The sequence below is a fragment of the Haloferula sargassicola genome, from assembly GCF_040362925.1.
Lineage (GTDB): Bacteria > Verrucomicrobiota > Verrucomicrobiia > Verrucomicrobiales > Akkermansiaceae > Haloferula > Haloferula sargassicola.
The window spans coordinates 77,027-90,239 of sequence record NZ_BAABRI010000014.1 but is presented as its reverse complement, the minus strand read 5'-3'; the positions used below and the strand labels follow the sequence as shown (position 1 = coordinate 90,239).

General features: G+C 64.9%; 10 protein-coding genes. 1 reads left to right on the top strand and 9 read right to left on the bottom strand.

The features are described from left to right. Positions 1-308: 308 nt before the first annotated feature. The 9 genes from ABXH26_RS13085 to ABXH26_RS13045 form a co-directional block, all read right to left on the bottom strand. Complete coding sequence (locus ABXH26_RS13085) at positions 309-2,039, bottom strand: chloride channel protein (RefSeq protein ID WP_353567580.1); 1,731 nt, start codon at positions 2,037-2,039, stop codon at positions 309-311. A gap of 32 nt (positions 2,040-2,071) precedes the next feature. After that, positions 2,072-2,497, bottom strand: coding sequence for a MarR family winged helix-turn-helix transcriptional regulator (locus ABXH26_RS13080; RefSeq protein ID WP_353567521.1), 426 nt, complete (start codon positions 2,495-2,497; stop codon positions 2,072-2,074). 1,082 nt (positions 2,498-3,579) lie between these two features. Next, positions 3,580-3,837 (bottom strand): 30S ribosomal protein S21, encoded by a 258-nt coding sequence (rpsU, locus tag ABXH26_RS13075; protein WP_353567520.1) that lies wholly within the window; start codon positions 3,835-3,837, stop codon positions 3,580-3,582. Between the two features lie 131 nt (positions 3,838-3,968). Beyond that, positions 3,969-7,151: a preprotein translocase subunit SecA gene (gene secA, locus ABXH26_RS13070; protein WP_353567519.1), complete on the bottom strand. Its 3,183-nt coding sequence runs from the start codon at positions 7,149-7,151 to the stop codon at positions 3,969-3,971. 129 nt (positions 7,152-7,280) lie between these two features. Further along, the gene (locus tag ABXH26_RS13065) at positions 7,281-8,033 is read right to left on the bottom strand and encodes a PEP-CTERM sorting domain-containing protein (RefSeq protein ID WP_353567518.1); all 753 of its coding nucleotides are present in this window, start codon (positions 8,031-8,033) and stop codon (positions 7,281-7,283) included. Positions 8,034-8,160: 127 nt separating this feature from the next. Continuing rightward, positions 8,161-8,922, bottom strand: coding sequence for an SDR family oxidoreductase (locus tag ABXH26_RS13060; RefSeq protein WP_353567579.1), 762 nt, complete (start codon positions 8,920-8,922; stop codon positions 8,161-8,163). Continuing rightward, positions 8,828-9,613, bottom strand: coding sequence for an NlpC/P60 family protein (locus ABXH26_RS13055; RefSeq protein ID WP_353567517.1), 786 nt, complete (start codon positions 9,611-9,613; stop codon positions 8,828-8,830). The genes ABXH26_RS13060 and ABXH26_RS13055 overlap by 95 nt, the downstream gene beginning before the upstream one ends. Positions 9,614-9,665: 52 nt before the next feature. Beyond that, on the bottom strand, positions 9,666-10,493 hold the full coding sequence (locus ABXH26_RS13050) for a fructosamine kinase family protein (protein ID WP_353567516.1): 828 nt from the start codon (positions 10,491-10,493) through the stop codon (positions 9,666-9,668). A gap of 334 nt (positions 10,494-10,827) precedes the next feature. Beyond that, positions 10,828-11,598, bottom strand: coding sequence for a disulfide bond chaperone (locus tag ABXH26_RS13045; protein WP_353567515.1), 771 nt, complete (start codon positions 11,596-11,598; stop codon positions 10,828-10,830). Between the two features lie 241 nt (positions 11,599-11,839). On the opposite strand from ABXH26_RS13045, the gene ABXH26_RS13040 reads away from it, so the two are divergent. Continuing rightward, complete coding sequence (locus ABXH26_RS13040) at positions 11,840-13,213, top strand: KAP family P-loop NTPase fold protein (RefSeq protein ID WP_353567514.1); 1,374 nt, start codon at positions 11,840-11,842, stop codon at positions 13,211-13,213.

Sequence of the window (13,213 nt, the reverse complement as noted above, 5' to 3'; positions counted from 1 at the left end):
CTCGAAGCAACATCGAGAGCGGTCGCACTACGGCCTTCCTGTCCGGCAGCCGAAGGCAGCCGCCCCTTTTGCAAGCCGGAGGCTCGCGCCATGGAGCGCCGATGATGAAATCGGCTCGAGTGGTCCCTTGAGGTGGCGGGCTCGGGGGAACTCGGAGCAACATCGAGAGCGGCCGCACTACGGCCTCCCTGCCCGGCAGCCGGAGGCAGCCGCCCCTTTCGAAGAGCCAACGGACCGCGGCAGAGGTGAGCCGCGTGGGAAACCTCAGGTGCACCCACGTGCTTCGCGCCGCGTAAGAAACTTGCAGCTCATGCGGGCCGACGCCGGCTTGCGAGCCTTGGCGACAATCCAGGTCCGAGTTCGTCCTGCAGCCGCCGCCTGCGGACATCCAGGATCTCCTTTCGCGTGATCAGGCCGACGAGGACGGGCGGCGCCCCCCTTTCCACTACGGGGAGCCGGCCAATGCCGTGCAAAAGCATCCGGTCGGCCGCCTCGGCGAGGGACTCGTCGGGGTGGATGACGTGGGGTTCGCGGAGGGCAACTTCTTCCACCTGCGTCTCCCGGTCCGAATGGATGACCTCCAGAAGGTCGGAGCGGGAAATGATTCCTCGGAGAATCCGGTCCTCTCCGACAATCGGGAAAATGCGCGGCTTGCTCAGCGGGTCCGCCTCGTCTCCGGCTTTGACGAGGAGATCCGAGAGCAGGAGTGAAGGGGATACCGTCAGAGGGTTTCGATTCATAACGGCGGAGACCGGCGTCGTGGCAAACAGGTCCGGCTCGTAGTCCTCGGGCACGCGGACGCCGTCGCGGGCCAGCTTTTCGGTCATGATCGACTCCTTCATCAGCACCCGGGAGATCAGCACCGCAAAGGCACAACCCAGAAGGAGCGGCCCGAAGGTTGAAGTGGAATGGGTCGCTTCAAACGCGAACGCCACGGAGGCGAGAAATGCCCGGGACATCCCCGCGAATACCGCGGCCATGCCGATGAGCGCAGCGATGCCGATGGGCAGATCGTTGAACGGCGGCAGAAGAATCAGTGCGTGCGCGACCAGTGCGGCTGTCGTTCCTCCCACCGTCATCACCGGGGCCAGTGTCCCGCCTGCCGTTCCACTTCCAAGGTAAAGGGACCAGGAAAGGAACTTCAGAACGGCGAGCGTGGCGATGGCGCTCACCACCATGTCGCCATCGAGCAAGGCCCGAAGATTGAAGTAACCCGAACCCAGGGTGCGGGGATCGAGCCAGCCGATCAGGCCGACGAGCAACCCGCCGATCGCCGGCCATCCCATGCGCGGGAAAGGGAGGCGCTCGTAGAGGGACTCGATGCGATGGAGGGCCACGGTCATGCCTGCCCCGACCGCGCCGCAAACGAGCCCGATGACCACGGCTCCCGCTGCAATCACCGGACCGGGCGCGTCCGGGGCGGGGAGGGGGAGCATCGGAAAGGGCTGATCCAGGAGTCCGCGCACGGCCATCGCGCTTCCGGCCGCCATGGCCACCGGAAGGAGGCTCCGCGCCTTGAATTCGAAAAGGAGCAGCTCCACGGCCAGCAGCACCCCGGCAAGGGGCGTGCCGAAGACCGCGGTCATTCCCGCCGCCGCTCCCGCGGCGAGCATCACTTTCCGCTCCGCGGGACTGTGGGGAATCCATTGGCCAAAGAGGGAACCGATGCCGCCTCCCGTAGCGATGATGGGACCCTCCGCGCCGAAGGGTCCCCCGGTGCCGATGGAAAGCGCCGTTGCCAGGGGCTTGAGAATGGCGACCCGGAGCGGGATCCGGCTTTGGTTCACCATCACTCCCTGCATCGCCTCCGGAATGCCGTGACCGCTCACTTCGGGCGCCGCGAATCGTGCCACCAGGCCGATGACGAGCCCGCCAGCCGCCGGGACGAAAATGGCCGGCCATCCGAAATGCGAAAAGGTGGCCGGAGCCTCGTGCCAGGAGAATTCACCCCGGAAAGCGAGGTTGGTGATCAGGTGGATCAGCTGGAGAAGGCCGATTCCTGCGACCGCGACCACCGCCCCCACCCCGAGGGCGAGCATCGGCATCCGAAATCGTTCCCGCGACGGGCTCCTCATTTCTCCTCCTCGGCCAGCGATTGGAAGAGAGCGGCGATCTCCGGGCCGATCTGGCCAAGTTCCCGGCGGTGCACATGGCTGAGGTGCTCCAGCTTCGCCTCGGCGGCGGGGGTGAGCGCGAGGACCACCACTCTCCGGTCGGCCTGTCCCGGTTCGCGGGTGATCCAGCCCCCGGCCTCAAGGCGTTGGGCGAGTTCGGCCGTGGTATTCGGTTTGAGGCAGAGCCGTTCGGCGAGGCGTCCCACGCTGGCACGCCCGCCTTCGCTACCGCGAATGACCAGCATCGCCTGGTGTTGGCGGGGAGTCAGCCCTTCGCCCTTGGCGGCGTCCGCGCTGAACTCGAGGAAACGCCGCAGAGCGAAGCGGAAATCCGCAAGACGCGCGTAGTCGCCATCGGAAAGCTTCTTTCGTGAGTCGGACATCGGGCGCAGGGATTAGGTCGTAGTGCGATACTTTGCAAGCGGCTTGTTCACGCCCCGAGGCCGATTCATCGCTTGGTGACCGCGATGAATCCTGAGCTGCACGCTTTCGCTCTGGCATGGCTGTCGAGGTTGTCGTGAAAGCACCGGGGCTGGCGGAAAGGCTCGGCTGCGGATCGCGGCAAAGGGGCAGCGAGTGTCCGGTAGGCGAAGGAAGCCGCTCGATGATGCATGATGCGGGCGAGCGCTGGCGGGTGATGCGGCGGGGAAGGCACTGGCTGAAGGCACCGGCTGTTGGGGTTCTTGGGTTGGCGGGCTCGGGGGAACTCGAAGGAACATCGAGAGCGGTCGCACTGGGGCCTTCCTGTCCGGCAGCCGAAGGCAGCCGCCCCTTTTGCAAGCCGGAGGCTGGCGGCGGGGAGCGCCGATGATGACATCGGCTCGAGTGGTCCCTTGAGGTGGCGGGCTCGGGGGAACTCGAAGCGGCATCGAGAGCGGTTACGCTGGGGCCTTCCTGTCCGGCAGCCGAAGGCAGCCGCCCCTTTCGCAAGCCGGAGGCTGGCGTCGTGGAGCGCCGATGATGACATCGGCTCGAGTGGTCCCTTGAGGTGGCGGGCTCGGGGGAACTCGAAGGAACATCGAGAGCGGTCGGGCTGGGGCCTTCCTGTCCGGCAGCCGAAGGCAGCCGCCCCTTTTGCAAGCAGGAGGCTGGCGTCGTGGGGCGCCGATGATGACATCGGCTCGAGTGGTCCCTTGAGGAGGCGGGCTCGGGGGAACTCGAAGCGGCATCGAGAGCGGTTACGCTGGGGCCTTCCTGTCCGGCAGCCGCAGGCAGCCGCCCCTTTTGCAAGCAGGAGGCTTGCGTTGTGGAGCGCCGATGATGACATCGGCTCGAGTGGTCCCTTCAAGCAGGCGGGCTCGGGGGAACTCGAAGGAACATCGAGAGCGGTTACGCTGGGGCCTTCCTGTTCGGCAGCCGGAGGCAGCCGCCCCTTTTGCAGGCCGGAGGCTGGCGTCACGTGGGCACGAAAAAAGCGGGCATCCGGGGATGACCGCTTCACTCGTGGGAAAGGACCTGGATGGCTTCAGGCGTTGTTTTTGGCGGCGGCCTCTTCGGCCTTCGCTTCCTGCGCCGGGCTGACGTACTTCCAGCGGACCTTGTTGCGCTTCGGAGCGGTGCGCTGCTTGCGGAGCTTGCGCTGGGTCGGCGATTCAAAAGCGCGGCGACGACGCATTTCCTCGAGGATGCCCTCGGTGTCGAGCTTGGTCTTCAGGCGCTTGAGAGCCCGGTCAACGGGTTCGCCCTTCTTTACGATTACGCCACGCAGTTGTTGTTCGGTCATGTGTATCAGTCGTCCTTTCGAGTCGGGGCGCGGAGGCTATCCGCGCATCGGATGTTGTCAAGCGGGGAGTTTCAACGGCCGGCGGGCCGCCACGGGTTCGGAATCCGCCCGGGCCCGGCGCTCTTCGTCGCTCACGCCTCGCGGCCGCAGCATTGCTTGAATTTCTTGCCGGAGCCGCATGGGCAGGGGGCGTTGCGGCCCACGCTGTCGATGTTGAAGCTCGGCGGCCGACGCTTGGGCAGGTTCAGCTTGAAGTCACTGGAGGCGGCCCCCATGGCCTCGGGATGGATGTGGGCCGAGTTGCCGGTCGAGGCCACGTTCTGGTTGGGAACCTGCTGCTGGGGGGCGTGACGTTCCTGCATGGCCGCGAAGTGCTGGCGCAGGAAGTCCTCAATGCGGCTGGCCGAGCGGAAGAGGTTCTGCAATGCCTCCTGGTCGATGCCTGCCATGAGGTCGATGAACAGCTTGTAGGCCTCGTTCTTGTATTCGATCAGAGGATCCTTCTGACCCTGGGCGCGCAGCGAAATGCCCTCGCGCAGGGCGTCCATGTTGTAAAGGTGGGCCTGCCACTCTTTGTCGATGGACGCCATGATCATCCGGCGCTCCTCGTTTTCCAGAATCTCCGGCGGCAGGTTGCCGACGCGGGCCTCGTAGACTTCCTTTACCTTCGAAACGATCACGTCCGAGATCGACTCGGCGGTGGCGTGCTCGATGTCGAGGTCTTCCGGCGCGATGCGGATCGGCAGGGTGCCGTTCACCCAGTGGAGCAGCTCGTTGTAGTCGGGCGATTCCTCGTCCCGCTCGCTGAGATATTCCTCCACCTTGGCCGGTACGGCCTTTTCGATGATCTCGTTGACCAGTTCGCGAGGGTCCTCGGTGGTGAGCACCTCGTTGCGGTAGCCGTAAACGACCTCCCGCTGCTGATTCATTACGTCGTCGAACTCAAGGATGCGCTTCCGCCAGGTGTAGTTGCGCTGCTCGACGCGCTTCTGGGCGGTCTCGACCGACTTGTTGAGCCACGAGTGCTCGAGCGCCTCGCCTTCCTCCATGCCGAAGCGCTCCATCATGTTGGTCATGCGGTCGGCCGCGGCGAAGTTCCGCATCAGGTCGTCTTCGAAGGAAATGTAGAACTGACTCAGGCCCGGATCCCCCTGGCGGGCGCAGCGGCCGCGCAGCTGGCGGTCGACGCGGCGGGATTCGTAGCGCTCGGTGGCGATGACGAACAGGCCGCCGAGCTCGGCGACGCCCTTGCCGAGTTTGATGTCGGTGCCGCGGCCGGCCATGTTGGTGGAAATAGTGACCGCCTTCGGCTGGCCGGCGGCAGTGACGATGTCGGCCTCCCGAGCGTGGTTCTTCGCGTTGAGCACCTCGTGCGGGATCTTGGCCCGCTGGAGCATGCGGGAGACCGTTTCCGAGGCCTCGACCGAGGCGGTGCCGACGAGCACCGGCTGGCCCTTCTGGTGGGCTTCCTCGATTTTCTTGATCACCGCGTTGTATTTCTCGCGGCGGGTCTTGAAGACTTGGTCGTTGAGATCCTTGCGCTGGTTCGGGCGATTGGTCGGGATCGGCAGGACGTCCAGTTTGTAGATGTCGGAAAACTCGGCGGCCTCCGTTTCGGCGGTGCCGGTCATGCCCGCCAGCTTCTCGTAGAGACGGAAGTAGTTCTGAATGGTGATCGTCGCGTAGGTCTGGGTCTCCTTTTCGATGACCACGCCTTCCTTGGCCTCAACCGCCTGGTGGAGTCCATCCGACCAACGCCGGCCCGGCATTTTCCGGCCGGTGTTTTCATCGACGATCATCACCTTGCCGTCCTCGACCACGTATTGGACGTCCTTTTCGAAGACGCAGTAGGCCTTCAGCAGCTGGGAGATGTTATGCATCTTCTCCGCCTGGTGGTCCATGCGGTTCTGGGCCTCCTCCTTGCGGGCCTGGCGGTCCTCGTCGGTCAGCTCGGGATCGGCATCGATCTCGGCCAGCACGCTGCCGAGGTCCGGCAGCACGAAGGCCTCCGGATCGCCGGGAGAAAGGAACTCGCGGCCCTTTTCCATCAGGTCGGCGTCGTTCGCCTTCTCGTCGATGGTGAAAAACAGCTCTTCCTTCAGCTCGAACAGTTCCTTCTTCTGGGCGTCCTGATAGAAGGACAGCTCGGTTTTCTCCAGCAGGCGGCGGGTGTCCGGCTCCTGCATCATGCGCAGCAGCTGGCGGTTGCGGGGCTGGCCGAGCTTGACCTTGAAAAGATTGCGGCCGGCAGCTTCGGGGTCGGATTCGAGCAGCTCCTTGGCTTCGTTGACGAGCTCGTTGCAGAGCAGCGTCTGGCGCTTCACCAGCTGGTCGACGAGCGGCTTGTAGCGGTCGAACTGGTGGCTGGAGACGGTCGAGGGCCCGGAAATGATCAGCGGCGTCCGGGCTTCGTCGATCAGGATCGAGTCGACCTCATCGATGATGGCGAAGTAGTGGCCGCGCTGCACCTGGTCCTCCTTCGAGCCGGCCATGCCGTTGTCGCGCAGGTAGTCGAAGCCGAACTCGGCGTTGGTGCCATAGGTGATGTCACAGCCGTAGTGCTCGCGGCGCTCCCACGGCGGCATCTGGTTCTGGATGCAGCCGACGGTGAGGCCGAGGTACTTGAATACGGCCCCCATCCACTCCGAGTCGCGGCGGGCGAGGTAGTCGTTGACGGTGATGACGTGGACGCCGAGGCCCGTCAGCGCATTGAGATAGACGGGCAGGGTGGCGACCAGGGTCTTGCCCTCACCGGTTTGCATTTCCGCGATCATGCCGCGGTGCAGGGCGATCCCCCCGACCAGCTGGACGTCGAAGTGGACCATCTCCCACAGCATCTCCTGGTCGGAGACCGAAATGGTGGTCCCGTTCAGCCGGCGGGCCGCATTTTTCACCACCGCGTAGGCCTCGGGCAGGATCTGGTCGAGGTAGCGGGCGCGGGACTTCTGGAACTGCGGCTCGATTTCGCGAAAGGCGGCCTTGGCGGCCTCGATCGACTCGACACTGGGTTCGACGCCGGCCGGGAGTGAGGGAAACTCCTCGCGCAGATCGGCGAGGCGGGCCTCCACGGACGCGGCCGCTTCCTCCAAGGCGGCGGTGTCGGCGCGCTCGAGCTGGGGCTTCGGCGGCGCCTTGAGTTCATGGTAGCGGGCGAGGTGGGCCCGCCATTTCTCGGTCAGCTCGCGGAGCTTGTCTTCCGGCTCGTTCTGGAGCGCCTCTTCGATTTCCTTGATCCGCTCGACGGTGGGGCGGATGCGTTTCAGTTCACGCTGGTTCTTGGAACCGACGATTTTTTGCAAGATCCACTTGATCATGAGAAAGCTGGGTTCGCCGCCGGCGAGGCACCGGCGGGGGCGGCGTCTTTACAACGCGATTCCCCCCGGTGCAAGCCGCACGGGCCCTCCAAATTTCCCACGCTTCGGCCGGCTGGCAAGCGGCGTCCCTCAAGCGCGCGATCCGCGGCGCCCGGCGACCCACGCCAGGCCGGCCATCGTCATCAAGGCAGCCGAGGGTTCGGGCACCGGGAGGTAGTCGTAGGAGACCATGACGGAACCCCCGGAAATTTCAGCATAGGTATCGAGGTAGAGTCCCTCGACGTTGTTGAATTGGAAGTTTCCGACCGCCGGCACCACGATGGTTCCCTTCAGCACCTCGACATTTCCGCTGCCGACGAAATCCGCGGTGTCGGCCCACGAGATGATGTCGGTTTCCCCATCCGAAAAGTCGTGGAAGCCGATGACCGAGCTGCTGTCGCTGAAGTTCCCGGTATCGACGTCGTAGCTGGATGGAAAATACTCGCTGGTCTCGCCGAGGACGTAGTGGACCCCGGGCTCGCTGGTCTTGGCCATGTGGATGCCGACTTCGAACGAAAAGGAATCGACGCCTCCATGCCAGTCGTCGAGGGGCTCGATGACCGGACCGATTTCAAAGGTCGCCTCGGCGGCGAAGTCATAGGCCGCGGAGACCCGGATGGCGGTCAGCGTGCCGAGGGTCGGATCGAATTTCGGGATTCCTCCGACGATCACGTACTCGGCGAAGATGCCATTGGTTCCGAAGTCGGCCTCAGTGAGCGAGGAGCTGTTGCTGCCGAAGCCGAAGCTGCCGGTGTAGGTCACCGTTTCCGATAGGGAAACCTGGGCGAGGGCGAGGGAGGGGGCGCAGGCAAGGAGCGAAATGAAGAGCGGGGGAACTTTCATCACCTTGGCGTCCTACCAAGGATGGCGGGTTCCGCGCAAATCCATTCGGCCTCCATCGCTTTCCCCGACATTCGGGGATCGCTGGAAGTTCGCCGCTTTTTGATGTCAGGACCGGGCCGCAGGCCCCTCAGATCTTCATCGCGTTGAAGCCGCCATCGACCACGATTTCGGTGCCGGTGATGAAGGCCCCGGCGCGGTTCGAGGCCAGTAGCAGGGTGGCGCCGATGAGATCATCGGGGCTGCCGAAGCGGCTCATCGGCGTCTGGCGCAGGATGTCGAGCACGCGGCTCTCATCGAGCACCTTGCGGTTCTGCTCGGCGGGGAAAAAGCCGGGCACCAGCGTGTTGACGCGGACCGAATACTCGGCCCACTCGCGGGCCAGGTTTTTCGACAGGTTGTGGACCGCCGCCTTGGTGGCGGAGTAGGTGAACACGCGGCTGAGGGGGACGATGCCGGACATCGAGCCGAGGTTGATGATCGAGGCGGCGACCTCGTTTTCGATGAAGTATTTCCCGAACACCTGGCAGGAGCGGAACACGGCGGTCAGGTTGGTGTCGATGATGCGGTGGAACTCATCTTCGGGAATGTCGAGGAATGGGGTGGGGGCGTTGATGCCGGCACCGTTGATCAGGATATCGACCTGGCCGGATTTCTCCACCACCTGGTCGAGGAGCTTCTTCATCGACTCCGTGGAGGTGACGTCGACCGGCATGAAATAGCCCTCGCCGCCGAATTCGGCGATCCGCTCGAGCTTCTTCTCGCCCTTTTCGCGGATGCGGCCGACCAGCACCACCTCACAGCCGGCGTGGGCGAGACCTTCGGCCATCACCCCACAGAGTTCGCCCGTGCCGCCGATGACGACGGCCGTCTTGCCCTGGAGCCCGAACATTTCCTTGAGAAAACCAGCGGTTTGCATGCTGCGGAGCATGGCCGAGCCGGCGCAGGAGGCAAGGGGGGAGTGTCGGCCTTTGAGTCAATCGCGGATCCCCCCGGTATCGCCAGGGCGCGTAGCCTTCGCGGCGGAGCTTGGCGACCGGGATCGAGGCGGCGTTGACGCGCCACACGGGAAACGGGCCGGCCTCGTAGGCGAGCACGGATTTTCCGCCGCGGTCCCAGCCGGCGAAGAGCACGACGTGGCGGTCGTTGAGCAGGATGTCGCCGGGCTGGAGGTGATCCCAGGCGTTCAGGGGCTGGCAAATCGACGGCAGGTCCTGGGTGGAGACGGACCGGGCGAGCCGCCAGCAGCGGGAAACGAAGCCGGAGCAGTCGATCCCGCAGGCGTGGCCACTGGTGCCGGCGTCGCCAAGGCGGCGCTTGGTGGGGGTGGAGATATCCCCGGCCGCCTCGCCTCGATCCAGCGAGGAAAGAAATTCCCGCGGGGTGTCGAAGCCGCCCCACTGGTAAGGCATTCCGATGGCAGCTTCGCCGGCTTTCCACCAGCCGCGCTCGGGCAGAGAGGCGTCGGGGGTGTGAACTTCGATGCCGTCGGCGTCCGGCCCGTGCAGCACGTGGCGCTCCCCGGGCCTCCATTTCACCCGGGTGTAGGCAAACGCCGTGGCGATGGCCTCGCCGCGGGTCACGGAGGGCGCGGGCGACGGTATCGCGAGCGGATCGGGCGCGCAGGCGGCGACACTAAAGATAGCGACGCATGACCCCGCGAGCCTGCGCCAGATAGCCGCCGCCGAAGAGCAGGGCGTGGTTGAGCAGGTGGTGGAGGTTGTAGAGGCCGTGGAGCGTGGCTTCATCATCGGGCGCGGGGCGGTGGTGTCGGTAGGCTTGGTAAAAGCGCGGCCCGAAGCCACCGAAAAGGCGGGTCATGGCCAGGTCGGTCTCGGCATCGCCGTGATAGACGGCGGGATCGAAAAGGACCGGAGTGCCGTCGGAAAGGAAGCCTTTGTTTCCCGCCCACAGGTCGCCGTGGAGCAGGCTGGCGGGCGGGTCCGCCGGCAGCAGCTGGGGCAGCACTTCGAGAAATGCATCGCTCTCCGGGATCACATTTCCCTGCCGGCGCAGCAGGCGGCAGACATGACCGATGCGCTGGTCGCGGAAAAACCCCGGCCAGGATGCGGTCGGGTGGTTCGGCTGCGGCGTGGACCCCAGGTAGTTGTCGTGGGGAAAGCCGAAGACATCGGCGGTGGATGCGTGGAGGGCGGCGAGTTGTTCGCCGAGGGCGGCTTCGTCTCCGGATGAGGCAAGGTCCAGGGCCTCGAGGGCCAGCCAGGCGGTGTCCCCGGTGAGGCCGTGGCCGAGGACGACCGGCACGCGGATCGTGCCGACGGCGGCGAGGGCGCGCAGGCCCTCGGCTTCGGCGCGAAAGGGGTCCGCGTGGTGGGCGGAGTTGGTTTTGATGAACCACTCGCCCCACCGGTAGCTGTCGTGGATGCATCCGCCGGACACGGGCCGCGGCTGGCCGGAAGGCCGCGGACCGAGTTCGCGGGCGATGGCGTGAAAGTCGGGCATGAGGGAGGGTGGCGCAATCCTCCGGCTTGCGAAAGGAAAGCCGGGGTCCGATCGGCTCGAGTGGTCCCTGAGGTGGCGGGCTCGGGGGGACTCGAAGCAACATCGAGAGCGCTCGCCCTGCGGCCTTCCTGCCCGGCAGCCGAAGGCAGCCGCCCCTTTCGCAGGCCGGAGGCTTGCGTCGTGGAGCGCCGATGATGACATCGGCTCGAGTGGTCCCTTGAGGAGGCGGGCTCGGGGGAACTCGAAGCGACATTGAGAGCGGTCGCACTGCGGCCTTCCTGCCCGGCAGCCGAAGGCAGCCGCCCCTTTCGCAGGCCGGAGGCTTGCGCCATGCCTACAGCATATCCCGCGTCACCTCATAGCGGGCGGCGCAGCGGGGGCACTGGACGATGATCTGGTTTTCCCCGTGGAAAAGCTCGTCGGCCTTGTCGCGCCACGGGGCGAGGACCGGCAGGATTTTTCCCAGATCGCAGCCGCAATGGAATCGGAAGCGACGGGTCTCGAGCAGCTTGGTTTCCTCGGCCTGTTCGAGCCCGGAGACGGCCGCGACGTCGAGCGCGCCAAACCACTCCTCGTCGTAGTCCGGCTGGGCGGCGACGAGGACGAAGGTTTCGTCGGGCAAACGGAACACCTTCGCCGGCCGCTGCTCGGACTGCATGTAATACTGCTCCACCCAGAACAGCGGGTCGCGGCCATCGATCTGGAGCGTGGAAGTGCGCGGCTCGGCCCCCGGCTGGGTGGTGGTCTGGGAATAAAACAGATCGCGATCGGTCTCCCGGACGTCCTCGGTGAAAAGACGGCCGGTGATGCTTTCAGGGATCGATCCGCCGGTGGCGAAAAGGTTCACGCGGGGTGCGCGCAGGTTCACGGTCCAGGCGATCGTTTCCGCCCACGGGCGGGCGACGAGATGCAGCGTGAGCCCGGCGAGCAGGTCCTTGAGCATCGAATCAAGCTCCTCGGGATTACGCAGCCCGTACTGCATCAGGTGCAGGTAGTAGTCGGTGTAGATCGGCGTGAACTGGGCGCGGACGGCCAGCACGTTGCGATGACGCACGAAGATCGACTCGACGCGGGTGAATTCCTCGACGGAGATGGGCTCGGACACGGGCCCGCGCTACGCGCGGAAACGGCGGGTGCCAAGCGTGAAGTGGATCAGAGAAGCGGGTCCAGGCGCTCGTGGGTGGTGGCGAGGTAGTTGGTCGTCGAGTTCGGGTTGGAATGCGACCTTCAGGCCGCCCGCTTGGCATGCGGCATCATGAATAGGAAGCTTTTCGCCGAAGCACTTCCAGACGCAACCCCGGATTGTGCCCCCTTCGATGGCCTGATAGGTAATCGGGCCTTCTTCCATGAGTATGCTCCAACTGATCTCCGACGAGCCCTGCCTCGATATCGAGCACCTGCCCGAGCGCAAGCGGCTCATCGAGCAGATCGCCCACGCGGTGGCCAACAGTGATCCGCCGCTGGTGGTCGGAGTTCATGGCGATTGGGGCTCTGGGAAAACCAGCTTCCTCCACGCGCTCCAATATCACCTTTCGGGGCGCTGCCCGCAGAATCCGGCGGCAGGCGAGGGAGGGGTTGCTCATCCGCACATCGTTCCCATCTGGTTCGAGGCCTGGCGTTATCAGCACGAGAGCGCGCCGGTGGTGGCCCTGCTCCACGAGATACGGTCGCAGCTCTCCTTCGGGCAGAAGTTTCTCACCTCTGCGGGCAAGATGAGCGAAGTCGCCATCCGCGGAGCCTTGATGTCCATCGAGGACGTCACGAAGAAGATCGGCTTCCAAGCCTCCAAGATCCAAGAGGCCGGAGAGGCATGGGAGCGCGAGAACCTCGCCACCGCGCTTCCTTCCGCGCAACTCCGCGAGTTCCTTGATGAGGCCCTCGGCAAGCTGCTGGGAGAGGAAGAGGACAGCGGGAAAGACCGTCGGCTCGTCGTCTTCATCGACGACCTCGACCGCTGCGAGCCGGAAACCGCTTACCGTCTCCTCGAATCTCTCAAGGTCTACCTCAACCTTCGCCGTTGCGTCTTCGTCCTCGGCTTGAATCAGCGGGAGGTGGAACGGGCGCTGGCCAAGGTGATGCCTTCCAACCGCAACGGGTCTGCGGACCTCATGATCCGGGCGCATGAATACCTTGAGAAAATCTGCGCCAACGTCTGGCACCTGCCTCTCGTGTCACCGGCCGCCCAAGAGACCCTGCTGAGGGAGTGGCTCGGGGACCAACTCGACGACGAGTTTATCGAAGCGGTGATCGCTCTCCTCCATGCTCACCAATTCCTCCCCGCCAACGCCCGGCGGATCAAAGCCTTCGCCAACGCCTTGCTTCGGCTCTACCAGTCCGGTGTGAACGACGAAACGTCGACCGCACCGTCTTCCTCGGACGCTCCTCTCATGTGCATCATCGCCTGCCTCCAGCAGTTCCATCCCCGCCTCTGGCGTCACGTGGAATCGGAGCCGGGGTTCTTTTTCGAATTGCATGGGTTTGCTCGCGGTTCGGATAAGAAAGCCCGTTTAGGCCCCGGCCAGATATACGAGAACAGCTACCTCCACCCCGAACTCGCAGCGCTTGAGCTGCCGGGGGAAGGGAAGGTAGGACAGCAAGGGTCGGTTGAGTTTGAAACACGATTCACTGACCTCGCCTACGGAAACGTCCTCCATTGCCAACGTCTCGTTGCCAACGCAGGGGTGAATCTCAATGACCTGAAAACCTTTCTCGGCCACTGA

Coding starts and splice junctions, on each gene's coding strand:
- ABXH26_RS13085 (WP_353567580.1), bottom strand. CDS start 2,039: ATGCTCGCCCTCGGGGTGGGGGCGGTGGTCGCGGTCGCAGGAATCGGC.
- ABXH26_RS13080 (WP_353567521.1), bottom strand. CDS start 2,497: ATGTCCGACTCACGAAAGAAGCTTTCCGATGGCGACTACGCGCGTCTT.
- rpsU (WP_353567520.1), bottom strand. CDS start 3,837: ATGACCGAACAACAACTGCGTGGCGTAATCGTAAAGAAGGGCGAACCC.
- secA (WP_353567519.1), bottom strand. CDS start 7,151: ATGATCAAGTGGATCTTGCAAAAAATCGTCGGTTCCAAGAACCAGCGT.
- ABXH26_RS13065 (WP_353567518.1), bottom strand. CDS start 8,033: ATGAAAGTTCCCCCGCTCTTCATTTCGCTCCTTGCCTGCGCCCCCTCC.
- ABXH26_RS13060 (WP_353567579.1), bottom strand. CDS start 8,922: ATGTTCGGGCTCCAGGGCAAGACGGCCGTCGTCATCGGCGGCACGGGC.
- ABXH26_RS13050 (WP_353567516.1), bottom strand. CDS start 10,493: ATGCCCGACTTTCACGCCATCGCCCGCGAACTCGGTCCGCGGCCTTCC.
- ABXH26_RS13040 (WP_353567514.1), top strand. CDS start 11,840: ATGAGTATGCTCCAACTGATCTCCGACGAGCCCTGCCTCGATATCGAG.